A 23,156-nucleotide genomic window follows, 5' to 3' on the forward strand; every position below is an offset into this window, starting at 1 on the left:
GTTCCACTCGTCTGCTCCAACTACATTTCTCCTACTGGCGCTCCGCCCCGGTGCTTTATTTTACCCCCTTTGGGTTTAAAAATCACGCACGGTTGCGTCCGGTCACCAAACAGTACGGGCGAGCGCGACGATGACGCCATCGCGGGCACGCTTGCGCACCAGCAGGTCCCCGCCGCCCGACCCGAGGATCGCGGCGGCCTCCGCGACACTCGCCGTCCCGACCGCCGCGGCGACCCGCGCCGACGGGCTCGGCACGGTCACCGCGGACAGTTCGGCCGCCGTGAACCCGAGCACCGGGACACCCAGTTCGGCGGCGGCCGTCACCACGGACGGGTCGGCGGCCTTCCGGTCGAGCGTCGCCACCGCCCGCAGTGCGGTCCGGTCGTCGACGATCGAGACGATCGCCTCCAGCACCGCGTCGGGCCGCACCCCGGACCGAAGTCCGACGCCGACCACCAGGTCAACCATGTCGGGCACCGAACTCGCTTGCCGCATGGACGAATCGACGGATCGCGTCCGGGTTCCCGGCCGGATGCGTGTGCAGGTAGGACGCGTGCACTCCCCCGCCAACGAAGCCCTCCCGGGACGCGGCCCCGCTCGCGTGCCAGCCCCACGCGGGCGCCCAGCCGTCGGCGGACTGCGCGGCGAGCGCGGTCCGGTGGAACTCGTGGCCGACCACCCGTTCCCCGGCCGCGAACAGCACGGACGGGGCGAGCGCCACCGCCTCCCGGTAACCGAGGGTGAGCGTCGAACCGAAGGTGGCGTCGACATCGATCACCCGACACATCGGATGCCCGTCGAGGGCGCGGGTCAGGTACAGCAGTCCGGCGCATTCGGCGTGGATCGGCATGCCGCGGCGCGCCCGCTCCCGCACCGAGGTCAGCAACGCGGTGTTCGCGGCCAACGCCGCCGCGTGCTCCTCCGGAAACCCGCCGGGCAGCACCAGCGCGGCGGCACCGTCGGGGAGGTCGTCGGTGGCCGGGTCGAACAGCTGCACCCGCGCTCCTGCCGCCTCGAGCAGTTCCCGGTGCTCGGCGTACCCGAACGTGAAGGCCGCACCGCCAGCGACCGCGACGACCGGGGCACCCGCGACCGCAGGGCCGACCGCGACGACCGGGTCCCACGCCAGCGCAGTCACCGTCGACGATGCCAGTGCCCGCACCGCGTCCAGGTCGACGTGCCTGGCGATCAGGTCGGTCATCGCGCCCACCGCGGCGGTGGCGGCGCCGCCGTGCTCGACGGCGGTCACCAGACCCAGGTGCCGGGACGGCACCGCCAGCTCGGCCAGGCGCGGCACCACACCGAGGACCGGGATCCCGACCCGCTCGCAGGCCTGGCGCAGCACCTGCTCGTGCCGGGCGCTGCCGACCCGGTTCAGGATCACCCCGCCGATCCGGACGTTCCGGTCGAAGGTCGCGAAGCCGTGCAGCACCGCGGCGAGGGACTGACTGTGGCCGCGGGCGTCGACGACGAGCACCACGGGCGCGCCGAGCAGCCCCGCCACCTGCGCGGTGGAGCCCTCGGCCGCCCCGTCCGGCGCGGGGTCCGCGATCTTGCCGTCGAACAGCCCCATCACGCCCTCGACGACGGCGATGTCGCAACCCGCGCTGCCGTGCCGGTACAGCGGGCCGATCCGGTCCGCACCGACCAGCACCGGATCCAGGTTGCGCCCGACCCGGCCCGCCGCGAGGCCGTGATAGCCGGGGTCGATGTAGTCCGGGCCCACCTTAAACGGGGCGACCCGGTCCCCCGCAGCGCGCAGCGCACCGATGAGTCCCGTTGCGACGGTGGTCTTTCCGCTGCCCGATGCGGGTGCGGCGATCACCACCGCCGGGACGGCGCGATCTACCACTCGATGCCCCGTTGCCCCTTGCGGCCCGCGTCCATCGGGTGCTTGACCTTCGTCATCTCGGTGACCAGGTCGGCGGCGTCGAGCAGCGCCTGCGGGGCGTCCCGGCCGGTGATCACCACGTGCTGCTGGCCGGGACGGCGCACCAGGACGTCGACGACCTCGTCGACGTCGACCCAACCCCACTTGAGCGGGTAGGTGAACTCGTCGAGGACGTAGAACCGGTGTTCCTCGCGTTCGATCCGCCGGGCCACCTCCCGCCAGCCGTCGAGCGCGACCCGGGCGTGGTCCTCGTCGTCGCCCTTCTTCCTGGTCCACGACCAGCCGTCGCCCATCTTGTGCCAGGACACCCGGCCGCCTGCCCCGGTGGACTCGTGCAGGTCGCCGAGCGCCCGGAACGCGGCCTCCTCCCCGACCTTCCACTTGGCGGACTTGACGAACTGGAAGACCCCGATGTCGAAGCCCTGGTTCCAGGCGCGCAGCGCCATCCCGAACGCGGCGGTGGACTTGCCCTTACCGGGCCCGGTGTGCACGGCCAGGACGGGGGCGTTGCGACGCTGCCTGGTGGTCAGCCCGTCGTCGGGAACGTTGTCGGGGACACCCTTGGGCATGCGAATTCTCCTCGTCGGGTTGGGGGTTGGGCAGGGGACGGTCGGTCAGGCGGCCGCGCGGACGACGCCGGCGACCTGCTCCGCGGACAGTTCGGAGAGCCGGACGCAGGCCCCCCGCAGCGCGGTCGCGAGTTCCGCGGCCAACCCCAGCCGGACCATCCCGGTCTCGCAGTCGACGACGACGGCGGCGGCGGCCGTGTCGGCGAGCAGACCCGCCGCGACCTTCGCCCGGTGCACCGGGTCGGTGCCGCCGGTGGCGCGGCCGTCGGTGAGGGCGACGACCATCGCACGCCGGTGCGGATCCCGCAGCCGTTCCCGCAGCACCACCTCGCGGGCCGTGAGGAACCCTTGCGCGAGTGGGGTTCTCCCACCGGTGCGCAGCGACGCCAGCCTGCGGACCGCGATGTCCACGGAGGAGGTCGGCGGCAGCGCCACCTCGGCGGACGCGCCGCGGACCGTGACGACCGCGACCTTGTCCCTCCGCTGGTAGGCGTCGCGGAGCAGCGACACCACGGCACCGGTGACGGCGGACAACCGGTCCCTGGCCGCCATCGACCCGGACGCGTCGACGACGAACACGATCAGGTTGCCCTCGCGCCCCTCCCTCAACGCGCCCCGAATGTCTCCGGGCGCCAACAGCATCCGGCCGTCGGTGCGCCCACGCGTGGACTGGTGCTCGGCGGCGGCGAACAGGGTGGCGACCAGGTGCAGGCCGCGACCGGGGTCGGTGGTCGCGCGCACGGTCCGCCCGCGTACGGACCGGGACCGGGACCGCCTGCCCGGCGCGCCCTCGCCGACGCCGGGGACGGTCAGCAGCCGGGTGCGGAACTGGCCGGTCGGCGCGCCGACCGGGCGTTCCGGCGGCGCGCCGGGGCCGGTCGATTCTGGTTCCTCGGCCTGCGCCGCACCATCCGGGGCGGGGGCGTCGGGTGCGGGGCCACCGGCGTCCGGGGCGGGGGCGCCGCCACCGGGACCGTCCGGCTCGGGGTCGGGCTCGGGGTCATGCTCGGGCTCGGGCTCGGAGTGACTGCGGGCCTGCTCGTCGGCGTCCCGCATCGCCTCGTCCAGCTGCTGCTGGTCCAGGCCCGGTTCGTCGAACGGGTCGCGGCGGCGGCGGTGCGGCAGGGTCAGCTCGGCCGCGACCCGCACGTCCGGCTCGGCGACCTCGGTCGCACCGCGCCATGCCGCGTGCGCGGTCGCGGTGCGGGCCAGGACCAGGTCGGCGCGCATTCCATCCACGTCGAAGGAGGCGCACAGCGCGGCGATCCGGCGCAGCTCGGTGTCGGGCAGGCCGACCGCGGGCAGCGCGGCCCGCGCGGCGGCGATCCTGGCGGCGGTGTCGGCGTCGGCGCCCGCGTAGCCGGCCGCGAATCCGGTGGGGTCGGCCTCGAAGTCGAGGCGGCGGCGGATCACCTGCATGCGGACGTCGACGTCTCGGGACGCGGCGACGTCGACGGCGAGGCCGAACCGGTCGAGCAGCTGCGGACGCAGCTCGCCCTCCTCCGGGTTCATTGTTCCGACGAGGACGAACTTGGCGGGATGGGAGTGCGAGACACCGTCGCGTTCGACGTGGACGCGGCCCATGGCTGCGGCGTCGAGCAGCACGTCGACGAGGTGGTCGTGCAGCAGGTTCACCTCGTCGACGTAGAGCACACCGTCGTGGGCGGCGGCCAGCAGGCCGGGTTGGAAGGCACGCTCGCCGTCCCGGAGCACCTTCTCCAGGTCGAGGGAGCCGATCACCCGGTCCTCGGTGGCGCCGACCGGCAGTTCCACCAGGCGGGCCGGGTCGCCGCCCGCCGTCGGGGGCAGCAGCGCGGCGAGCGCGCGGACCACCGTCGACTTCGCGGTGCCCTTCTCGCCGCGCACCAGCACTCCGCCGATGCCGGGATGCACGGCGCACAGGGTCAGCGCCAGCCGCAGCTGGTCCTGCCCGACGATGGCACTGAACGGAAAACCGGGGTCTGCCGAATCCTGTTGCGTCACGGCGCCACTCTCCTCACTCCCCGGTCTCCGCGCCGGGGGTCGGACGAAAAGTTCCGCCGCCGCGGCAATCTGACTTCGGAACCGATCGTGGCTCGGTGTCCGTCACAGTGGCGGGACCGCGCCTGACTTCCACAGGACTTCCCCGCGACGGGAAACATGATGTTCGCCGCGAACTCTATCCGGTGCAACGACACCGGCCGCCACCTGGGCAGGTGACGGCCGGTGAACGGGTGGACGGATCAGGCGGATGCGGCGGCCGGGACCTCGACGGGGGCCTCGAGCTCGAGCGCCCGGTTGCTCCAGTCCCACACCTCACGGAACAGCGACTCGTTGTCGGACAGCTTCAGACCCAGCGACGGGACCATCTGCTTGAGCTGCGGCTCCCATGCGCTCCACCGGTCCCCGAAGCACCGCTGCAGGACGTCGAGCATCGCGGGGACCGCGGTGGACGCGCCGGGCGAGGCGCCGAGCAGACCCGCGATGGTGCCGTCCGCGGCGTTGATGACGGCGGTGCCGAACTCGAGCACGCCCCCGCCGCCCTTCTTGCGGATCACCTGCACCCGCTGACCCGCGGTGATCAGTTCCCAGTCGCCGCCGGTCGCGCGCGGCACGAACTCGCGCAGCGTCTCGATCCGGTCGTCGGCCGACTGCAGGAGCTCACCGATGAGGTACTTCGTCAGGCCGAGTTCGGTGACGCCGACACCGAGCATCGACATCAGGTTGTTCGGCTTGATGGATCCGGGCAGGTCGGTGACCTTGCCGTTCTTGAGGAACTTCGGCGACCAGCCGGCGTACGGGCCGAACAGCAGGCCCTTCTTGCCGCCGATGACGCGGGTGTCGAGGTGCGGCACCGACATCGGGGGCGCGCCGACCGCGGCCTTGCCGTAGACCTTGGCGTTGTGCTGCTCGATCAGATCCGGGTTGGTGCAGCGCAGGAACTCGCCGGAGACCGGGAAGCCACCGAAGCCCTTGGCCTCGGCGATGCCCGACTTCTGCAGCAGGTGCAGCGCACCGCCGCCCGCGCCGACGAAGACGAACTTCGCGTTCACGGTCTTCTTGTCGCCGGTGCGCTGGTTGACGACCTTCAGGGTCCAGCTGCCGTCGGACTGCTTGGTGATGTTGCGGACGTCGTGGCCGAAGTGGACGGTGCCGCCGGTGGCGCCGATGTTGCCCAGCAGCTGCTTGGTCAGGGCGCCGAAGTCGACGTCGGTGCCGCCGTCGGTCCAGTTCAACGCGACCGGATCGGAGAAGTCACGACCGGTGGCCATCAGCGGCAGGCGCTTGGCGAACTCGTCGGGGCGCTCGGTGTATTCCATCCCCGCGAACAGCGGGTGGCCGGCGAGGGCGTCGTAGCGGGCCCGCAGGTACTTCACGTTCTCCGCCCCGTGCACGAAGCTCACGTGCGGGATCGGGTTGACGAATTCCTTCGGCTCGGTGAGGATGCCGTTCTCGATCGCGTAGGCCCAGAACTGCCGCGACACCTGGAACTGCTCGTTGACGTTGACGGCCTTGGTGATGTCCACCGAGCCGTCCTTGGTCGCAGGCGTGTAGTTGAGCTCACACAGCGCCGAGTGTCCGGTGCCTGCGTTGTTCCAGGGGTCGCTGCTCTCGGCGGCGGCGGCGTCGAGACGCTCGAACACGCTGATCGACCAGTCCGGCTGCAGCTGCCGGAGCAGGGCACCGAGCGTGGCACTCATGATGCCCGCACCCACGAGAACTACATCGGTCTTGTGTACCGCGGTGTTGTCTGACACTGGAAAATCGACTTCCTTGTCCATTGGCAGCGGCAGTCACGCCGACTGCACGCGGAGTAGGTTACCCGCGCGTATGAGCGGGGTTGACCTCGCCTCAATTGTGCTCCCCCGAGTTCACATTAACGCCCACTACGATTGTGATCTGTGACCACCTGGGTGCGGGACCTCCTTGGCGAGGGCTACGAACAGACGACCTTGCCGCTCGGCACGGATCCCGACGGGGAGGGCGAGGTGGTCGCGACCCTCGTCCGATACCGGCCCGACGGGGCGACACCCCGCCGCCGCGCGGTGCTCTACCTGCACGGATTCACCGACTACTTCTTCCAGACCCACATCGCCGAGCACTTCCACGGGCGGGGATACGACTTCTTCGCGCTGGACCTGCGCAAGTGTGGCCGTTCGCGGCGGCCGGGCCAGACCCCGCACTTCGTGACGGATCTCGCACTGTACGACGCCGAACTGGAGTGGGCGCTTGCGACGGTCCGCGACCAGGTGCAGGGCGGTGCGGTGCTGCTCACCGCCCACTCCACGGGGGGCCTGATCCTGCCGATGTGGCTGGACCGGCTCAATGCCCGGCCGGGGGGCAGCGCGGCCGCCGGGGTCGCCGGGGCGATCCTCAACAGCCCGTGGTTCGACCTGCAGGGCCCGTCGTACGTGCGCAACGTCGGGACGGTCGCGATCCGGACCGTCGGCCGACTCCGGGACAAGCTCGAACTCAAGCAGCCGCCGATGGACGTGTACGGCCGCACCCTGCACCGCAGCCAACGCGGCGAATGGGACTACGACCTCGAATGGAAGCCGCTGCGCGGGTACGGGGTGACCTTCGGGTGGCTGCGCGCCGTCCGCCGCGCGCAGGCGCGGCTGCATCGGGGCCTCGACATCGGGGTGCCGTCGCTGATCCTGCGCTCGAAGGTGACGCACTACTCGATGCGGTACACGGAGAAGTCGGAGGCCGCGGATCTGGTGCTCGACGTCAAGCAGATCGCGCGCTGGGCGGGCTGCCTGGGCGACCGCACCACCATCGTTCCGATCGAAGGTGCCCGGCACGACGTGTTCCTGTCCCGCGAGGTGCCCCGCAAACAGGCGTTCGACGAGGTCGATCAGTGGCTGGACTGGTTGGAGCGGCAGGGCGCGACGGAAGGGCGGCCCTCGTGACCCACTTCGATCTGGCGATCATCGGATCCGGTTCCGGCAACACCATTCTCGACGACCGGTTCGCCGACATGACCGTCGCGATCTGCGAGGGCGGCACGTTCGGAGGCACCTGCCTGAACGTGGGCTGCATCCCGACGAAGATGTTCGTCTACGCCGCCGAGGTCGCGCGCACCATCCGGGACTCGTCCCGCTACGGCGTCGACGCGCGGGTGGAAAAGGTGCGGTGGAACGACATCGTGGAACGGGTGTTCGGCCGCATCGACCCGATCTCGGAGGGCGGCGAACGGTATCGGCGGGACGGCAGCCCCAACACCACCGTGTTCCCCGGCTACGCGACCTTCACCGGCCCACGGACCATCCGCACCGGAACCGGGGAGGTCATCACCGCCGACCAGGTGGTGATCGCCGCCGGATCCCGGCCGGTCATCCCCGACGTGGTGACCCGCAGCGGTGTCCGGTACGTCACCAACGACGACATCATGCGCCTGCCCGACCTGCCCGAGCGGCTGGTGATCCTCGGCAGCGGGTTCATCGCGTCCGAATTCGCGCACGTCTTCTCCGCCCTCGGCGCCCAGGTGTCGATCATCGGCCGCGGCGACCGCCTGCTGCGCGACCTCGACGTCGACATCTCGCAGCGGTTCACCGACCTCGCGCGCTCGAAATGGGATGTGCACCTCGGAAATCCGGTCGCCGAGCTGCGGGACGCCGCAGGCGGCGTCGAGGCGGTGCTCGCGGACGGCACCGTCGTCGCCGGGGACACGCTGCTCGTCGCGACCGGCCGCACCCCGAACGGTGACCGGCTCGGTGCCGACGCCGCCGGCGTCGACGTGGACGATCGGGGCCGCGTCGTCGTCGACGAGTTCCAGCGCACCGCCGCCGAGGGCGTCTTCGCGCTCGGGGACGTGTCGTCGCCGCACCAGCTCAAGCACGTCGCCAATCACGAGGCGCGGGTGGTGCAGGCGAACCTGCTGCGCGACGCCTGGCGGAACGGCGCCGACCCGGCCCGCACGGAACTGGCGCGAACAAACCACAGGTTCGTGCCCGCCGCGGTGTTCACCGACCCGCAGATCGCCACGGTCGGGTTGACCGAGGCGCAGGCCCGCGCGCGGGGCCTGGATGTCGCGGTGAAGGTGCAGCGCTACGCCGACGTCGCCTACGGGTGGGCGATGGAGGACGACGAGGGACTGTGCAAGGTGATCGCCGACCGCGGCACCGGTCACCTGGTCGGTGCGCACGTGCTCGGCGCCCAGGCGTCGACGGTGATCCAGCCGCTGATCCAGGCGATGAGCTTCGGCCTGCCCGCCCGGGAAATGGCGTTGGGGCAGTACTGGATTCATCCCGCGCTCACCGAGGTCGTCGAGAACGCGCTGCTTGGCCTCTGACCGGAACCGTGCGTGCGGAGCACCCCGGCCGGGGTGCACCGCACGCACGGTTCGCGGAGCGCGCGCCTACTTGCGGTGGTCCAGTGCCCGGACCGCGCGGTCACCGATCGTCTGCATGATCTGCACCATGACGATCAGCACCACGACCGCGACGAGCAGCACCGGCGTGTTGAACCGCTGGTAGCCGTACACGATCGCGAAGTCGCCGAGCCCGCCGCCGCCGATCACACCGGCCATCGCCGAGTACCCGACGAGCAGCACCGACGTCAGGGTCGCGCCCGCGATCAGCGCCGACAACGACTCCGGGAGCAGCACCGTGCGGACGATCTGCCCGTTGGTGGCGCCCATCGCCTGCGCGGCCTCGACCCGGCCGACGGGCACCTCCCGCAGCGCGGACTCGACGACGCGGGCATAGAACGGGATCGCGCCGATCGTCAGCGGCACGATCGCGGCGGTCGGGCCGATCGCGGTGCCGACGATCAGCCGGGTGAACCCGATCAGCGCGATCATCAGGACCAGGAATGGCAGCGACCGGAACACGTTGACGATCGCGCCGAGCACCGCGTTCAACGCCCGCTGCGGCCACAACCCGGACGGCGAGGTCAGATGCAGGACCACCCCGATGAGGACGCCGCCGACCACGGCGAGCAGGAACGCGACGCCAACCATGTACAGCGTTTCGAGGGTCGCCTCCCACACGTCGGGCAGCGAGTCCTGCCAGGACGTTTTGTTCACGAGAGCACCCCTTCCAGGTGGGCGTCGGCGCCCCACGCGAGCGTGGTGTTCGGCTGGGCGGCGACGAACGCCTCAACGTCCGCGCGGCGGACATCGGGTCCGAAGCTCAGCCGCAACCGACCGACGGTGACCCCGGCGACCTGTTCGACGCGGCCGCCGACGACGGAGATGTCGACGTCGAGTGCCCGGACGAGCTGGGAGAGCCAGGGGCCGTGCGCGTCGTCGCCGATGGTGGTGACGATCGCGGTGTCGCTCACCTCCTCGGTGGGGTCTCCCCCGACCGGGACGATCGCCGAGCCGAGGATCGAGCCGGGCGCGGCGACCAGGTCGAGGATGCGCCCGGTCTCGGCGATGCGGCCGTCGTCGAGCCGGGCCGCGGACGTGCAGATGCGGCGCAGCACCCCGAGCTCGTGGGTGATGAGGACGACGGTGACGCCGATCGCCCGGTTCACCTCGGCGAGCAGGTCGAGCACCTGGTCGGTGGTGTCCGGGTCGAGGGCGCTGGTCGCCTCGTCGCACAGCAGCACGTCCGGGTTCGACGCGAGCGCGCGGGCGATGCCGACGCGCTGCTGCTGGCCGCCGGACAGCTGCGACGGGTACGCCTTCTCCTTGCCCGCCAGCCCGACGAGCTTGATCAGTTCGTCGGCGCGGGCGCGGCGCTCGGCCCGGCCCACCCCGGCCAGTTCGAGGGGGAACTCGACGTTGGCCCGCACGGTCCGCGAGTGCAGCAGGTTGAACTGCTGGAACACGGTGCCGATGCGGCGGCGGGCGGCCCGCAGGCCAGCACCGGAGAGCCGCGACAGGTCGTCACCGCGGAGCAGGATGCGCCCGCTGGTGGGCTGCTCGAGCAGGTTCAAACAGCGCAGCAGCGTCGACTTGCCCGCCCCGGACGGCCCGACGATGCCGAAGATCTCGCCCTCGGCGATGTCGAGGTCAATGCCGCGCAGGGCCGCGACCTCCCCCGAGCCTCCGACTGCGGGGAAGGTCTTGACCAGGCTTTCGACGGTGATCATCAGCCGGCCGCGTGCACGGGGATGACGGCGCCGGAGTAGTTCTCCTCGATCCAGGCGGCGGTCTCCGGGGACTGCAGCGCCGCGGCGAGCGCCTGGACGCCGGGATCGTTCTCCTGCGCGGCGCGGACGACGAGCAGGTTCGCGAACGGGTTGCCCTCGGCCTTCTCCGCGATGAGCGTGTCCGTCGTCGGGTTCAGGCCGGCCTCGAGCGCGTAGTTGGAGTTGATGACGGCGGCGGTGATCTGCGGGTCGCCGAGGTTGCGGGCGATCTGCGAGCGCTCGATCTCGATGAACTTCAGGTTCTTCGGGTTCGCCTTGATGTTGGCCTGCGTGACGACGGACAGGTTGGCGTCGGCGAACGGGACGTCCATCTCGATCAGGCCGGCGGACTCGAGCAGATAGAGGCCGCGGGAGAAGTTGGTGGTGTCCTTGGGCAGCGCGATGGTGGCGCCGTCGGCGAGCTGGTCGACGGCGGTGATCTTCTCCGAGTACAGGCCCATCGGCTCGAGGTGCACGTCGGCGACCGAGACGAGATCGTCGACGCCCTTCTGCTTCTGCCAGTCCGACAGGTAGGGGGCGTGCTGGAAGTAGTTGGCCTCGACGTCCCCCGCGGCGAGGAGTTCGTTGGGGTCGATCTCGCCGGTGACCGGCTTGATGTCGAGCGTGACGTCGCCGAGCACTCCGGAGTCGGCGATGTGCTCGAGGATCTCGACGTGCGGGGTGCTGGATGCGGAGATCACCAGCGTCTCGGCGTCGTTCCCCGACGAGCAGGCGGCGAGGCCCGCGGCGAGCAGGGCGGCGGCGGACAGGATTGCGGTGCGGCGCAGGAGCATTCGGGAGATACCTTCCGGGTGGGTGGGTCGGTCAGCCGCGCAGGGCGGGGAGGCCCTGCAGGTCGCGGTGGTACCGCTCGGTGACGTTGGGGTGGGCGCGCAGCCGGGACTTGAGGGCGTTGAGCCCGTACCGGGCGTGCAGGGTGCCGCCGTGCTGGTCCGGGCCGACGCCCGCCGCGTCGGCGGCGAGTTCCGGCGCGAGCGGGATCACCGGCAGGGCCTCGTCGTAGCCGGGGTTGAGGAAGAACGGCAACGACACCCGGTCCGTGCCCGCGGCGGGCGGGCGCACCCGGTGCACGGTGGCCTTGAGGTAGCCACCGGTGGCGACCTCGAGCAGTTCGCCGATGTTGACGAGCAGATGTCCGGGCAGCGGGTCGACGTCCAACCATCCGCCATCTGTTTCCACCTGGAAGCCGCCGCTGGTGGGCTCCGGGTACAGCAGGGTCAGCGCGCCGACATCCTTGTGGCTACCGACGCCCTGGTCGGTGACCGAGCCGTCGTGGCCCGGGTAGCGGGCGATCTTGAGCAGCGGGTCGGGGTCGGCGAAGGCGGCATCGAAGAAGTCCGCTGGCGCGCCGAGCGAGACCGCCCAGCCGCGGATCAGCCGCAGGCCCGCGTCCTGCGCCTGCGCCGACCACTCGAGCGCCAGCTGCCGCAGCCGCGGCACCGCGGTCGGCCACAGGTTCGGTCCGTGCAGCACGTCCCACGGGCGGGCCGGGTCGATCGGGTCGACGGCAGCCCGTTCGGGGCCGATGTCGAGCTGCTCGCGCCAGTCGATGTAGCCCTGCGTGCGTTCGCCGCCGACGCGGGTGTAGCCGCGAAACTGCGGCGAGTTCCCGTTCTCGATCTCAAGCTTGTCCGCCTCGGGCAGCGCGAAGAACGCGCGCGCCGTGGCGATCAGGTCGTCGGTGAGCCGCTGGTCGATGCCGTGACCGGTGAGGTAGAAGAACCCGATCTCGTGGGTGACCCGGCGCAGGGCGTCGACGTCGAGGTTCTCCAGATCGATGATCGGGAGGGCGGGGGCGGACATGGGACGGATCCTTTCGCCACGGGCACCGGGAAGAACAGGCGCTGTGACGAGTCGGTGCCCGGGAAATCACGGGAAGTTGCGGAGCGGCCGGGGTGCCGTCGCGGGGCTCTCGTCTCAGCGCTGGCGCATGCGACAACCACGACACATGGTCGTGGGGTCGGCGGTGCGTGCCGTGCCGCGCATCGAGGTCCTTCCGAACGAGATCGTTGCTACCGCGTACGAGTCGGGTGTGACTGCACGTTAATGCGCCGACGGTAGATAGTTCAAATCCTGCGTATACGCGCGGCGCCGGACGGCGACAAATATGCGGTGAACGGTCACAGCCTCCCCGACAGCCGGTCCACACGGTCTCGGCCCGCCCCGGTCAATCCCACCATCCGGACGGACTTGCCGAGCGCCGCGTACCGTTCCCGCACCGCGTCGAGGGTGGCGACCGTGGACGCGTCCCACACGTCGGCCGCCCCGAGGTCGATGATCACCGACGACGGATCGCCCGCGTAGTCGAACCGGCGCACCAGGTCGTTGCTCGACGCCCAGAACAGCTGCCCGGTCAGCCGGTACACCCGGTCTCCGTCGCGGTCCTCGACGGTGACCGTCGTCTGGTGCGCGACCCGCCGCGCGAACGCGGCCATCGCGGCCAGGACACCGAGGACAACGCCGACCGCGAGGTTCTCGGTCGCCAGGGTCCCGACGACCGTCACGATCATCACGACGGTCTCGCTGCGCGGCATGATCCGCAGCGTGCGCGGGGCGATGCTGCGCCAGTCGAAGGTGGTCGCCGCGATCAGCACCATCACCGCGACCAGCGCGGCCATCGGGATCGCGCCGACCACATCGCCGACCGTCAGGCAGAGCACCAACAGGAACAGGCCCGCCAGGAACGTGGAGATCCGGGTTCGGGCGCGACCCTCCTTGACGTTGATCATGGTCTGGCCGATCATCGCGCAGCCGCCCATGCCGCCGAACAGGGCGCCCGCCAGGTTCCCGACGCCCTGCCCCAGGGATTCGCGGGTCTTGTCCGACTCGGTGCCGGTCAGGTCGTCGACGAGTTTCGCGGTGAGCAGCGATTCGAGCAGGCCAACCAGCGCCAGGCCGAGGGCGAACGGCGCGATGATCGTCAGCGTCTCCCAGGTGAGCGGGACGTCCGGGATCATCCACGTCGGCAGACCGGACGGCAGCGCGCCCTGGTCGGCGACGTCGGGCACGTCCAGCCGGAACAGGGCGACCACCCCGGTGAGCACGACGATCGCGATCAGCGGCGCCGGGACCGCCCGCGTCAGCCGCGGAACCAGGACCACCATCGCGATCCCCGCGACCACCAGCGGATACACCAGCCACGGAACGTCGACGAGGTGCCGAATCTGGGCACTGAAAATCAGGATCGCGAGCGCGTTGACGAACCCGATCATCACCGACCTCGGGATGAACCGCACCAGCCGCGCGAGGCCCGCTGCCGCGAACGCGATCTGCACTGCCCCGGCGAGCCACACCGCGGCGATCAGGTAGTCGATGCCGTGCGCCGCGACGAGCGGCGCGATCACCAACGCGGTGGCCCCCGCCGCCGCCGACACCATCGCGGGGCGGCCGCCGGCGATCGCGACCGTCATCGCCATGATGCAGGAGGTGTACAGCGCCACCTTCGGGTCGACGCCCGCGATGACCGCGAACGAGATCACCTCGGGGATCAGCGCCAACGATGTCACCAACCCGGCGAGGATCTCGGTGCTCAGCCTGCGCGGCGAGCGAAGGGCGGAACGGACCGAGGTGATGTCGGGCGGGGCGGGGACGGTGTCGAGCACCGGCAGAGTGTAGTGCGCGTCGCGGCCGCGGGTGGCCCGCCCGCCCCTGGCCCGGCAAGCGGGTCGCGCTGTTGCTCAGTACTCGATGCGGCCCGCGCGGTCGAAGAACTGTCCGGTCGGGCCGTCGGGACCGAGCCGGGCCAGCATCACCGTCGCATCCGTTCCCTCGGTCACCGTCTGGTGCCCGGTGTGCCGGTTGAAGTCGGTGCTGGTGTAGCCCGGGTCGCTGGCGTTGATCCGAAATCCGGGCAGGCTCTTGGCGTACTGGACCGTCAGCGCGATCACGGCCGCCTTCGAGCATGCGTAGGGCACCCCCCGAACGGCGTACTCGTCACTGCCGGGAGTGCTCAACGCGCGGGCGAATCCGACGCCGGAGGCGACGTTGACGATCACCGGATTCGCCGAGTCCCGCAGCAGCGCGAGCGCGGCCTGGGTGAGACGCACGATCCCGAGAACGTTCGTGTCGAACACCTGCTGCACGGCGGCGACATCGAGGTCATCGACGCCGAAGGACCTGCCGAGGACGCCCGCGTTGTTCACGAGGACGTCAAGCTCGGGCAGCCCGGCGAGCGCCCGGTCGACGCTGCGCTGGTCGGTGACGTCGAGCTGCACCGGGTGGGCGCCGTGCCTACGCACCTCCGCGGCGGAGGCGAGATCGCGCATGCCCGCATAGACGGTGTGCCCGGCGTCGACGAGCCTGCGGGCGGTCTCCAGGCCGAGGCCTCGGTTGGCTCCCGTGATGAGTGTGGTGGTCATGCCCACCACGGTTGCGCGGCTCCGGCGCACGCACCAGGCACAGACCCACGGTGGGTCCGGCAGTACCACCCACCTCGCGACGGTAGCGAGCAGGATGGGGGCATGGACGAGTTCGCGCGGGTGCTGCGCGCTTGGCGCGACCGGGTGCAGCCAGAGCAGGTCGGGTTGCCCCCGGGAACGGGTCGACGCGCGCGGGGGCTGCGACGCGAGGAGCTCGCGATGCTCGCGGGAGTCAGCGTCGACTACCTCGTGCGGCTGGAGCAGGGTCGGGCAACCAACCCCTCGGCGCAACTGCTCGGCGCCCTAGCCCGCGCGTTGCGGCTGACCGACGACGAGCGCGACCACCTGTACCGGGTCGGCGGCGTCGCCGCCGCGACGCCCTCCTCGGTGCCGCGGCACGTGGGTCCCGGCGTCCAACGCATCGTGGACCGTCTCGGCGACGTGCCGGTCAGCGTGTACAGCGCCGCACACGACATCCTGCTGTGGAATCCGCTCTGGGCGGCCCTGCTCGGCGACCCGTCGTCGCTGTCCGGGCTCCGGCGAAATCTTGTCTGGCTGGTGTTCACCGAAACAAGCACCGCCGTCACCCACACCACCGCCGGGGAAGAGGAGTTCCGAGCGGACCTGGTCGCGGACCTGCGCTCCGCGGTGGGGCGGTACCCCGACGACGCCCCGCTGCGGAACCTCGTCGACCGCCTGCTCGCGGAGTCCGCCGAGTTCGCGGCGCGGTGGGCGCAGGCACACGTGGCGCTGCACCGGTCCAGCCGAAAGACCGTGCGCACCAGGACGGTCGGCGACATTACCGTCGACTGCGATGTCCTCGGCGCACCGGGCAGCGGCGATCTGCGGATCGTCGTCTACACGGCGGTACCCGGCTCCGCCGACGCGGCGAAACTCGATCTGCTGCGGGTCGCAGGCCTGCAGGACCTCTCGCATCCCAGACCGGAACCGACGGCCGCCAGCGAGGACCACCGGGAGTCCACCCGGCCGCGCTGATCGGCGCACCACGGCACGTGGCGGCCGCCGACGATTCTCACCACATGCTGGTGCGCAGGGAGATCTCGGTGGCGAACGCGGCCGCCGCGTCGCGGGGCACCGAGCCGACCGCGAGTTCGACGACGCGGAAGTCGGAGTAGCAGCGCCGCCCGCTGGCGTCGGCCTCGGGGCGGGCGTCCGGACCACCGATCAGCAGGGTGGACGGGATCTCGACGGCCGGGCAGTCCCCGCCCGCGACCGCGGGGTGCGGGCTGTCGGCGACGACCAGACTCTTGAACCGCCCGAAGGTCCGGGCCGCGGCCTCCCAGGCCAGGGCCCCGCCCTCGCGGTCGCCCGCCAGGTTGACGTAGCTCAGGCCCAGACCGTCGAGGAGCGCGAGCAGCCCGGCCACGTCGAGGCCGGTGATCGTGTCGGGCACGATCGTGCGCAGGTCGGAGCCGTGCAAGCGCTCGCAGACCGCGTCGAACACGGTCGCGTCCTCGCCTGCACCGGGCAGCAGCACGACCACGTGGGCACTCTCGGGCCCGTCGACCCGAACCGTCCGGACCACCCCGCCGACCGACACTTCCGTCAACTCCATGGCACCGGACGGTACACGCAGCCGCGGCGCGGCCCCGGAACCGTCGGGGTTGTCGAACGCCCGCCAAGCCTCTATGGTTCATTACATGAGTAATGAACCAGTGAGCCTGACCGCGGGGCGGTTCCCGTGATCGACGACGGCAGGCCGCTGTTCCAACAGATCGCTGAACAGATCGAGGGCGCGATCATCGACGGCTCGCTGCTCGAGGAGACGCAGGTTCCCTCCACCAACGAACTCGCTGCCTTCCACCGGATCAACCCGGCGACCGCGGCCAAGGGCCTCAATCAACTGGTCGCCGAGGGGATCCTCTACAAGAAACGGGGAATCGGAATGTTCGTCACGGCAGGAGCGCGCGAGACGCTCCGGCGCCGGCGGCGCGATGCGTTCGCGCGCCAGTTCATCGAGCCGCTCGTCGCGGAGGCGGAACGCCTCGCGATCCCGCTCGACGACATCAAATCCATGCTCGACACCAGGGAGGTGGCCCGATGACACGAAGTGTGACGGCACTGCACAGCACCGCTGCGACCGCGGCCGACACGGTCGCGTCGATGCGCGGGATCGGGATGCGCTACGGCGAGTTCGACGCCCTCACGGACATCTCCTTCACTATCGAACGCGACAAGATCTATGGCCTGCTCGGACGCAACGGCGCAGGCAAGTCCACGATCATGTCGATCCTCACCGGCCAGTCCGTCCAGACGTCGGGCAACGTCACCGTCTTCGACGGCACCCCCTTCGAGAACGCGCAGGTGCTGCGGAACGTCTGCTTCATCAAGGAGAGCCAGACCTACCCGGATGAACTCCGGGTTGCCCACGTGCTCAAGGCGGCCGAGCACCTGATGGAACGGTGGGATCGCGACTTCGCGGCCCGCCTGCTCGACGACTTCGAACTCCCGCTGTGCCGCAAGGTCAAGAAGCTCTCCCGTGGCATGAGGTCCGCGCTCGGGGTGACCATCGGCCTCGCGTCGCGGGCGCCGCTGACCCTGTTCGACGAGCCGTACCTCGGCCTCGATGCCGTCGCCCGCCAACTCTTCTACGACCGGCTGCTCGCGGACTACGCCGAGCATCCCCGCACGATCGTGCTGTCGACGCATCTGATCGACGAGGTCGCGAACCTGCTCGAGCACGTCATCGTCGTCGATCGGGGGCGGATCCTGCTCGACGACGACACCGACACCCTCCGCAGCCGCGCGGTGACCGTCACCGGTCCGACCACCGCCGTGACGGAGTTCGCCACGAACGGGACGGTCCTGCACCACGAAGCCCTCGGCTCGCAGTCCCGCGCCACCGTCCAGATCGCCTCGGGCGAGGCCGATCGGGCCCGGTTGATCGACGCGGGCGGTGCGATCGAGCCCGCCTCACTGCAGGAACTCGTGATCCGAACCACCACCCAGGAGCAGACGTCATGACCGCAGCCACCCTGCCCGCCGCGACCGACAACCACGCCGTCACCGGCCCCTCCCGGATCGGATCGGTGCTCCGCCTGCACACCGTGGCCTGGCCCCTGCTGATCGCCTGGCCGGTCGGTCTGCTCACGGTGGCGTTCGCGATCAGCTGGATGATCTACTACCTGGTCGGGAACGAGGAGGGCGAGGGCTTCACCGGCAGCGTCACCGCCCTGGCTGGCTTCGCGATCGCGTTCTACGTCCAGGCGCTGACGCAGAGCTTCCCGTTCGCGCTGGGACTGAGCGTGACCCGCCGCGAGTTCTACACCGCGACGACCCTGATGGCCGTCGCCCAGTCGGCGATCTTCGCGGTCGCGGTGTGGGCGCTGTCGCTGGTCGAGGCCGCGACCGACGGGTGGGGCGTCCACATGCGAATGTTCGGGATCACCCGGTACTTCACGGACAGTCCCCTCGTGCAACTGCTCTGTCTGTTCTCGATCCTGTTGCTCAGCACCGGGGTCGCGATGCTCGCCGGGGCGATCTATCAGCGGTGGCGCACCACCGGCCTGCTCGCGGCCGGCGTCGCCCTGCTCGTGACGCTCGGGCTGGCGGCGATCGTGATCACCTGGGCCGAATGGTGGCCTGCGATCGGTTCCTGGTTCGTCGATACCCCGAGGGTGATGCCGATGGTGGTGCTGCCACTGGTGCCCGCCGTGCTCAGCATCGGGTTCGGCTGGATCGCGCTGCGCCGCGCAGCGGTGTGATCGCCGGTCAGGAGCGGACGTCCGGCTGCCACTGACTCGTGATCACCGGAAGCTCCTGCGGCGCACCGCGATCAATCAGCGCGAGCACTCCGTCGACGTCGACGTGCCGTTCCACCAGATCGGCCAGCAGGTCGAGCTGGGCGGCGCGTTCGGCGGCGACGGACGTGTCGGGGGCGACGGTGAAGTCCCTGCCGGTGGCCACGGCGATGTCGGTGAGCAGCCTGCGCCGGTACCCGTCGGACTCGAGCAGGCCGTGCCAGTGGGTGCCGAGGACGGCACCGCGAATGCTGCCCTCCGGGGTGCCGTCCTCGTGGCCCAGCAGCGCCGGATCCCCGGTCCGGGTCACCCGACCGTGGTGGATCTCGTAGCCGGACACCGCGATTCCGTCCGCGATTCCGGTCACCTGCCGCAGCACCTTGTCCGGGGCGAACTCGACGTCGACATCGAGCAGGCCGAGACCGTCCACGGCGCCGACACCGGATTCCACCGTGTCGGTAATCCGGCGGCCGAGCATCTGGTAGCCGCCACAGATCCCGAGAATCGGCAGTCCGGCGGCCGCCCGGGACGTCACCGCGGCGGCGAGCCCCGAGGACCGCAGCCACGCCAGGTCCGCGACGGTGGACTTGCTGCCGGGGAGCACGACGAGATCGGCGTCGGCGAGCCGGGACGGCTCGCTCACCCAGTGCACCGACACCCCCGGCTCGCAGGCCAGCGCCTCGACGTCGGTGGCGTTCGAGACGCGGGGCAGCCGGATCGCGGCCACCCGCAACCAGTCCCGGCCGCGCGGCGGCGCCGGCCTGCCGACCGGGGCGTCCGCGGTGGTCGACAGCGAGTCCTCCGCATCGATCCACAGGCCCTCGGCGAACGGCACCACCCCGAGGGTGGGACGCCCGGTCAACGACTCCAGTTGCCGCAGTCCGGGTTCCAGTAACCCGACGTCACCGCGGAACTTGTTCACCACGAACCCGGCGATCAGTGCCTGGTCCTCGGGCTCGAGCACCGCGACGGTGCCGAACAGATGCGCGAGCACTCCCCCGCGGTCGATGTCGCCGACCACGACGACCGGCAACCCCGCCGCACGCGCGAGGCCCATGTTTGCGAGGTCCGTTGCGCGCAGGTTGATCTCGGCGGGCGAGCCTGCACCCTCGCAGACGACGATGTCGAATTCGGCGCGCAACGACGCAAGTTCGTCGGCGACCACCCCACGCAGCCACTGCCGATGGGTCATGTAGTCGCGGGCGCCGACCGAGGTGACGGCCTTGCCGCGGACCACGAGCTGCGAGGTGCGGTCGCTGCCCGGCTTGAGCAGGACCGGATTGAACCGCACACTCGGTTCGAGTCCACACGCCCGCGCCTGCAGCGCCTGGGCGCGTCCGATCTCGCCTCCGTCGAGGGTGACGACGGAGTTGTTGGACATGTTCTGCGCCTTGAACGGCGCCACCGAGATCCCTCGACGCGCCAACAGGCGGCACAGGCCCGCGACGAGGACGCTCTTGCCCGCATCGGAGGTGGTGCCTGCGACCAGCAGGGCGCCGCCGGTCACGGCAACGTGAGGATCTCGGCGCCGGTGTCGGTGACCACCAGGGTGTGCTCGACCTGGGCCGTCCACCGGCGGTCCTTGGTGACGACGGTCCAGTTGTCGTCCCAGATCTCGTAGTCGACGGTGCCGAGGTTGATCATCGGTTCGATCGTGAACACCATGCCGGGTTCGATGATCGTGTCCACGTTCGGCTGATCGTAGTGCAGGATCACCAGTCCGTTGTGGAACGTCTCGCCGATGCCGTGGCCGGTGAAGTCCCGGACGACGCCGTAGCCGAACCGGTTTGCGTACGACTCGATGACGCGGCCGATCACGTTGAGTTCGCGTCCGGGTCGAACGGCCTTGATTGCGCGCATGGTGGCCTCCCGGGTGCGGTCGACCAGCAGGCGGTGCTCCTCGGAGACGTCGCCGGCAAGGAAGGTGGCGTTGGTGTCGCCGTGTACCCCGTCGAGGTAGGCGGTGACATCGATGTTGACGATGTCGCCGTCCTGGATCACCGTCGAGTCCGGGATGCCGTGGCAGATCACCTCGTTCAGCGAGGTGCAGCACGACTTCGGAAAGTCCTTGTAGCCCAGGGTCGACGGGTAGGCGCCGTGGTCGACCATGTATTCGTGGGCGATCCGGTCGAGCTCGTCGGTGGTCACCCCCGGCGCGACGGCCCGACCCGCCTCCTGCAGGGCCTGCGCGGCGATCTTCCCCGCGAGCCGCATCTTCTCGATCGTCTCCGGCGTCTGCACCCACGGCTCGTTGCCCTCGTTGACCGTGGGCTTCCATGCGTACTCGGGGCGCTCGATCTTCCCGGGAACGGCCAGGGTCGGCGAGACGGTTCCGGGGACCAGGGGTGCGCGCACAGACATGGCGTCAAGGTTACGCGCCGCGTGACCACCGACGGGGGCGAGCCCGGCGGCGCCCGCGAGGGAGGCCCGCCGGGCGGGGCGATCAGCGTTGCGCGACCAGGTCCGGCACCGAGGCGTCCGCTGCGGCGGACCGCCGGGCCGGGATCGCCGCGGCGACGGTCGCCGCGACCAGCGCGACACCGCATCCGATCAGCAGCCCGGTCCGGAAGCCAGCCTCCGTCGGCAGCGTGAAGTCCCCGACCGGCACACTCATCTGGGCGAGCACCACGCCGACGACGGCGGCGGCGACCGCGGTGCCGAGGGATCGGGTCAGGGCGTTGAAGGCGTTGGCGGCCGCGGTCTCCGAGCGCGGAACCGCCCCCATGATCAGGGCGGGCATCGCGCCGTAGGCGAAACCGGTTCCGGCGCTGCAGATGCAGGCCACGATCATGATGCCCCACGCCGAGCCCATCAGCAGCAGCGAGGACCCGTAGCCGACCGCGAGGATCAGGGCGCCGACGATCAGGGTGATTCTGGGCCCGCGAGCGGACGAGAGCCGGGCACCGACGCCGGCGACCGCCATCATCACGAACCCGCCGGGCGCCATCCACAGGCCCATCTCGAGCATCGACTGGCCGAGGCCGAACCCGGTGCTCTCGGGCAGTTGCAGCAGCTGCGGCAGGATCAGCGACTGCGCGTACATCGAGAACCCGACGACCACGCCAGCGACGTTGGTCAGCAGCACCTGCATCCGCGCGGTGGTCCGCAGGTCGACGAGCGGGTCGGTGACCCGCAGCTCCCACCAGCCCCAGGCCAGCAGGACGGCGACGGCGGCAACGACCAGGCCGACGGTGAGCCCGTCCGTCCAGCCCCAGTCGCCGCCCTTCGAGACGGCGAGCAGCAGGCAGACCAGCCCGACGGCAAGACCGGCGGCACCAATCGGATCGAACCGGCCCGCCGCGGGGTCGACCGGGGTCGCGGGGACGGTCCTCCAGATCAACCCCGCCACCAGAACGCTGACGGCGGTCGCACCCCAGAACAGCATCCGCCAGTCGGCGTTCTGAGCGACGGCCGCGGCGAGCGGCAGACCCAACGCGCCGCCGATTCCCATCGACGAACTCATCAGTGCGATGGCCGAGTTCAGCCGCTGCGGCGGAAGGAGATCGCGCATCGCGCTGATGCCGAGCGGAATCAGCCCCATCCCGACGCCCTGCAGTGCGCGCCCGGCGATCATCGGTAGCACCGAGGTCGCCAGCGCGCACACCAGCGATCCGACGATCAGGGGCACCGTGACGATCAGCAGCATGCGCCGCTTGCCGTACATGTCGCCGAGGCGGCCGGTGATCGGGGTGCACACCGCGCCCGCGACCAGCGTCGCGGTGATCACCCAGGTCGCGTTCGATGCCGACGTGTCCAGCAGCTGCGGCAGGTCGCCGATCAGCGGGACCACCAGGGTCTGCATGAGCGCGGCGACGATGCCGGTCGCGGCGAGCACCCCCACGAGCCTGTTCTCGTTCACCGCACCGACCCCGCCAGCGGACCTTGCCACGGGCACCTCCTCACCACTCGAACTTGCAGCATGCAAATTCATTGCATCATACATATTCGGTGCCCGATACAATCTTCGTGCGCGATGCAACTCTCGGAAGGACGTCGATGTACACGCCCGCGGATCGGATCCAGTTCGAAACGATGCTGCTCGCCCGGCACCTGCCCCGCGCACGACGCGGCGCCGACGGGTTGGACCACAGCGCCTTCGTGGTGCTCAGCAGGCTGGCCGTCCAGGGACCGATGTCGGTCGGTGAACTCACCGAGGCGTTCGGCCTGGACACCTCCACGCTGAGCCGTCAGACCACCGCGATGCTGGGATCCGGCCTGGTACAGCGCATTCCCGATCCGGACGGCGGCATCGCCCGCAAGTTCCGGCTCACCGAGGAGGGACTGAGCCGGCTACAGGACGAGCGGGCGCTGCGGGTCCTCGGCATCGAAGGCGCACTCGCCGACTGGTCGGAGGAGGACCGAACCCTGTTCGCGGACCTGCTCAAGCGCTTCAACATCGACGTCGAGCGGCGCACCGGGCGGGTCTGGCCGCGGCCGTCCGCCGCGCGGCGGGTCGACGAGGCAGGCTGAGCGGCGGACCCGGGCGTAGCGTGGA

The 23,156-nt window shown here is 70.8% G+C and carries 22 protein-coding genes and 1 riboswitch; of the genes, 7 read left to right on the top strand and 15 right to left on the bottom strand.

Going from position 1 to position 23,156, the window contains the following annotated elements; translation table 11 throughout:
* Positions 1 to 102: 102 nt before the first annotated feature.
* From ACFWPA_RS07570 to mqo, 5 genes are all read right to left on the bottom strand, one after another.
* The gene (locus tag ACFWPA_RS07570; protein WP_378506753.1) at positions 103 to 468 is read right to left on the bottom strand and encodes a cobalamin biosynthesis protein; all 366 of its coding nucleotides are present in this window, start codon (positions 466 to 468) and stop codon (positions 103 to 105) included.
* Positions 461 to 1,852, bottom strand: a complete 1,392-nt coding sequence (locus tag ACFWPA_RS07575; protein WP_378506689.1) for a cobyrinate a,c-diamide synthase — start codon at positions 1,850 to 1,852, stop codon at positions 461 to 463. The genes ACFWPA_RS07570 and ACFWPA_RS07575 overlap by 8 nt, the downstream gene beginning before the upstream one ends.
* The gene (cobO, locus tag ACFWPA_RS07580) at positions 1,846 to 2,460 is read right to left on the bottom strand and encodes a cob(I)yrinic acid a,c-diamide adenosyltransferase (RefSeq protein ID WP_378506688.1); all 615 of its coding nucleotides are present in this window, start codon (positions 2,458 to 2,460) and stop codon (positions 1,846 to 1,848) included. The genes ACFWPA_RS07575 and cobO overlap by 7 nt, the downstream gene beginning before the upstream one ends.
* A gap of 45 nt (positions 2,461 to 2,505) precedes the next feature.
* Positions 2,506 to 4,443, bottom strand: a complete 1,938-nt coding sequence (locus ACFWPA_RS07585; RefSeq protein WP_378506687.1) for a VWA domain-containing protein — start codon at positions 4,441 to 4,443, stop codon at positions 2,506 to 2,508.
* A gap of 8 nt (positions 4,444 to 4,451) precedes the next feature.
* A riboswitch (adenosylcobalamin (AdoCbl) riboswitch) is annotated at positions 4,452 to 4,612 on the bottom strand.
* Positions 4,613 to 4,682: 70 nt separating this feature from the next.
* Positions 4,683 to 6,221 carry a malate dehydrogenase (quinone) gene (gene mqo / locus ACFWPA_RS07590; RefSeq protein ID WP_378506686.1) on the bottom strand — a complete coding sequence of 513 codons (1,539 nt, stop codon included), beginning with the start codon at positions 6,219 to 6,221 and terminating at the stop codon, positions 4,683 to 4,685.
* A gap of 120 nt (positions 6,222 to 6,341) precedes the next feature.
* On the opposite strand from mqo, the gene ACFWPA_RS07595 reads away from it, so the two are divergent.
* Together ACFWPA_RS07595 and mtr are read left to right on the top strand one after the other, a co-directional pair.
* Positions 6,342 to 7,352 (top strand): alpha/beta hydrolase, encoded by a 1,011-nt coding sequence (locus tag ACFWPA_RS07595; RefSeq protein WP_378506685.1) that lies wholly within the window; start codon positions 6,342 to 6,344, stop codon positions 7,350 to 7,352.
* Positions 7,349 to 8,734: a mycothione reductase gene (gene mtr, locus ACFWPA_RS07600; RefSeq protein WP_378569928.1), complete on the top strand. Its 1,386-nt coding sequence runs from the start codon at positions 7,349 to 7,351 to the stop codon at positions 8,732 to 8,734. Before ACFWPA_RS07595 ends, mtr begins: the two co-directional genes overlap by 4 nt.
* A 66-nt stretch (positions 8,735 to 8,800) precedes the next feature.
* On the opposite strand, the gene ACFWPA_RS07605 is transcribed toward mtr, so the two are convergent.
* The 6 genes from ACFWPA_RS07605 to ACFWPA_RS07630 form a co-directional block, all read right to left on the bottom strand.
* Entirely contained in the window at positions 8,801 to 9,469 is a 669-nt protein-coding gene (locus ACFWPA_RS07605) for a methionine ABC transporter permease (RefSeq protein WP_378569929.1), read from the bottom strand.
* On the bottom strand, positions 9,466 to 10,482 hold the full coding sequence (locus tag ACFWPA_RS07610) for a methionine ABC transporter ATP-binding protein (protein WP_378506682.1): 1,017 nt from the start codon (positions 10,480 to 10,482) through the stop codon (positions 9,466 to 9,468). The genes ACFWPA_RS07605 and ACFWPA_RS07610 overlap by 4 nt, the downstream gene beginning before the upstream one ends.
* A complete protein-coding gene (locus ACFWPA_RS07615; protein ID WP_378569930.1) occupies positions 10,482 to 11,315 on the bottom strand; it encodes a MetQ/NlpA family ABC transporter substrate-binding protein in 834 nt (277 codons plus the stop codon). Before ACFWPA_RS07615 ends, ACFWPA_RS07610 begins: the two co-directional genes overlap by 1 nt.
* Before the next feature lie 31 nt (positions 11,316 to 11,346).
* Positions 11,347 to 12,345: an isopenicillin N synthase family dioxygenase gene (locus ACFWPA_RS07620; RefSeq protein WP_378506680.1), complete on the bottom strand. Its 999-nt coding sequence runs from the start codon at positions 12,343 to 12,345 to the stop codon at positions 11,347 to 11,349.
* A gap of 317 nt (positions 12,346 to 12,662) precedes the next feature.
* The gene (locus tag ACFWPA_RS07625; RefSeq protein WP_378506679.1) at positions 12,663 to 14,144 is read right to left on the bottom strand and encodes a SulP family inorganic anion transporter; all 1,482 of its coding nucleotides are present in this window, start codon (positions 14,142 to 14,144) and stop codon (positions 12,663 to 12,665) included.
* 75 nt (positions 14,145 to 14,219) lie between these two features.
* The gene (locus ACFWPA_RS07630) at positions 14,220 to 14,900 is read right to left on the bottom strand and encodes an SDR family NAD(P)-dependent oxidoreductase (RefSeq protein ID WP_378506678.1); all 681 of its coding nucleotides are present in this window, start codon (positions 14,898 to 14,900) and stop codon (positions 14,220 to 14,222) included.
* A 102-nt stretch (positions 14,901 to 15,002) separates the two neighbouring features.
* Here ACFWPA_RS07630 and ACFWPA_RS07635 point away from each other — a divergent pair, with 102 nt between their 5' ends.
* Positions 15,003 to 15,896 (top strand): helix-turn-helix domain-containing protein, encoded by an 894-nt coding sequence (locus tag ACFWPA_RS07635; RefSeq protein ID WP_378569931.1) that lies wholly within the window; start codon positions 15,003 to 15,005, stop codon positions 15,894 to 15,896.
* A gap of 37 nt (positions 15,897 to 15,933) precedes the next feature.
* Here the strand turns inward: ACFWPA_RS07635 and ACFWPA_RS07640 are convergent, their stop codons facing one another.
* On the bottom strand, positions 15,934 to 16,476 hold the full coding sequence (locus tag ACFWPA_RS07640) for an alpha/beta hydrolase (protein ID WP_378569932.1): 543 nt from the start codon (positions 16,474 to 16,476) through the stop codon (positions 15,934 to 15,936).
* A gap of 126 nt (positions 16,477 to 16,602) precedes the next feature.
* Here ACFWPA_RS07640 and ACFWPA_RS07645 point away from each other — a divergent pair, with 126 nt between their 5' ends.
* From ACFWPA_RS07645 to ACFWPA_RS07655, 3 genes are read left to right on the top strand one after another with little or no spacing between them, the layout of a single operon-like run.
* A complete protein-coding gene (locus ACFWPA_RS07645) occupies positions 16,603 to 16,965 on the top strand; it encodes a GntR family transcriptional regulator (RefSeq protein WP_378506675.1) in 363 nt (120 codons plus the stop codon).
* A complete protein-coding gene (locus tag ACFWPA_RS07650) occupies positions 16,962 to 17,885 on the top strand; it encodes an ABC transporter ATP-binding protein (RefSeq protein ID WP_378506674.1) in 924 nt (307 codons plus the stop codon). The genes ACFWPA_RS07645 and ACFWPA_RS07650 overlap by 4 nt, the downstream gene beginning before the upstream one ends.
* Positions 17,882 to 18,625, top strand: coding sequence for an ABC transporter permease (locus tag ACFWPA_RS07655; protein WP_378506673.1), 744 nt, complete (start codon positions 17,882 to 17,884; stop codon positions 18,623 to 18,625). The genes ACFWPA_RS07650 and ACFWPA_RS07655 overlap by 4 nt, the downstream gene beginning before the upstream one ends.
* A gap of 7 nt (positions 18,626 to 18,632) precedes the next feature.
* On the opposite strand, the gene ACFWPA_RS07660 is transcribed toward ACFWPA_RS07655, so the two are convergent.
* The 3 genes from ACFWPA_RS07660 to ACFWPA_RS07670 all read right to left on the bottom strand — a co-directional run bounded on the left by ACFWPA_RS07660 (position 18,633) and on the right by ACFWPA_RS07670 (position 22,592).
* Positions 18,633 to 20,168, bottom strand: coding sequence for a cobyric acid synthase (locus ACFWPA_RS07660; protein ID WP_378506672.1), 1,536 nt, complete (start codon positions 20,166 to 20,168; stop codon positions 18,633 to 18,635).
* The gene (gene map / locus ACFWPA_RS07665) at positions 20,165 to 21,022 is read right to left on the bottom strand and encodes a type I methionyl aminopeptidase (protein ID WP_378569933.1); all 858 of its coding nucleotides are present in this window, start codon (positions 21,020 to 21,022) and stop codon (positions 20,165 to 20,167) included. The genes ACFWPA_RS07660 and map overlap by 4 nt, the downstream gene beginning before the upstream one ends.
* An 82-nt stretch (positions 21,023 to 21,104) precedes the next feature.
* On the bottom strand, positions 21,105 to 22,592 hold the full coding sequence (locus tag ACFWPA_RS07670; protein WP_378569934.1) for an MFS transporter: 1,488 nt from the start codon (positions 22,590 to 22,592) through the stop codon (positions 21,105 to 21,107).
* 65 nt (positions 22,593 to 22,657) lie between these two features.
* On the opposite strand from ACFWPA_RS07670, the gene ACFWPA_RS07675 reads away from it, so the two are divergent.
* Entirely contained in the window at positions 22,658 to 23,131 is a 474-nt protein-coding gene (locus ACFWPA_RS07675) for a MarR family winged helix-turn-helix transcriptional regulator (protein ID WP_378569935.1), read from the top strand.
* Positions 23,132 to 23,156: the final 25 nt, after the last annotated feature.

Origin of the sequence: Rhodococcus sp. NPDC058505 (genome assembly GCF_042720095.1) — a bacterium.
In the GTDB taxonomy this organism is placed as follows: Bacteria; Actinomycetota; Actinomycetes; order Mycobacteriales; family Mycobacteriaceae; genus Rhodococcus_G.

What these genes read in the sequence shown, in the direction of transcription:
- ACFWPA_RS07640 (WP_378569932.1), bottom strand. Translation starts at nt 16,476, where the DNA reads ATGGAGTTGACGGAAGTGTCGGTCGGCGGGGTGGTCCGGACGGTTCGG.
- ACFWPA_RS07655 (WP_378506673.1), top strand. Translation starts at nt 17,882, where the DNA reads ATGACCGCAGCCACCCTGCCCGCCGCGACCGACAACCACGCCGTCACC.
- ACFWPA_RS07650 (WP_378506674.1), top strand. Translation starts at nt 16,962, where the DNA reads ATGACACGAAGTGTGACGGCACTGCACAGCACCGCTGCGACCGCGGCC.
- ACFWPA_RS07610 (WP_378506682.1), bottom strand. Translation starts at nt 10,482, where the DNA reads ATGATCACCGTCGAAAGCCTGGTCAAGACCTTCCCCGCAGTCGGAGGC.
- ACFWPA_RS07630 (WP_378506678.1), bottom strand. Translation starts at nt 14,900, where the DNA reads ATGACCACCACACTCATCACGGGAGCCAACCGAGGCCTCGGCCTGGAG.
- ACFWPA_RS07675 (WP_378569935.1), top strand. Translation starts at nt 22,658, where the DNA reads ATGTACACGCCCGCGGATCGGATCCAGTTCGAAACGATGCTGCTCGCC.
- cobO (WP_378506688.1), bottom strand. Translation starts at nt 2,460, where the DNA reads ATGCCCAAGGGTGTCCCCGACAACGTTCCCGACGACGGGCTGACCACC.
- ACFWPA_RS07670 (WP_378569934.1), bottom strand. Translation starts at nt 22,592, where the DNA reads ATGAATTTGCATGCTGCAAGTTCGAGTGGTGAGGAGGTGCCCGTGGCA.
- ACFWPA_RS07615 (WP_378569930.1), bottom strand. Translation starts at nt 11,315, where the DNA reads ATGCTCCTGCGCCGCACCGCAATCCTGTCCGCCGCCGCCCTGCTCGCC.
- ACFWPA_RS07635 (WP_378569931.1), top strand. Translation starts at nt 15,003, where the DNA reads ATGGACGAGTTCGCGCGGGTGCTGCGCGCTTGGCGCGACCGGGTGCAG.
- ACFWPA_RS07620 (WP_378506680.1), bottom strand. Translation starts at nt 12,345, where the DNA reads ATGTCCGCCCCCGCCCTCCCGATCATCGATCTGGAGAACCTCGACGTC.
- ACFWPA_RS07570 (WP_378506753.1), bottom strand. Translation starts at nt 468, where the DNA reads ATGGTTGACCTGGTGGTCGGCGTCGGACTTCGGTCCGGGGTGCGGCCC.
- mqo (WP_378506686.1), bottom strand. Translation starts at nt 6,221, where the DNA reads ATGGACAAGGAAGTCGATTTTCCAGTGTCAGACAACACCGCGGTACAC.
- map (WP_378569933.1), bottom strand. Translation starts at nt 21,022, where the DNA reads ATGTCTGTGCGCGCACCCCTGGTCCCCGGAACCGTCTCGCCGACCCTG.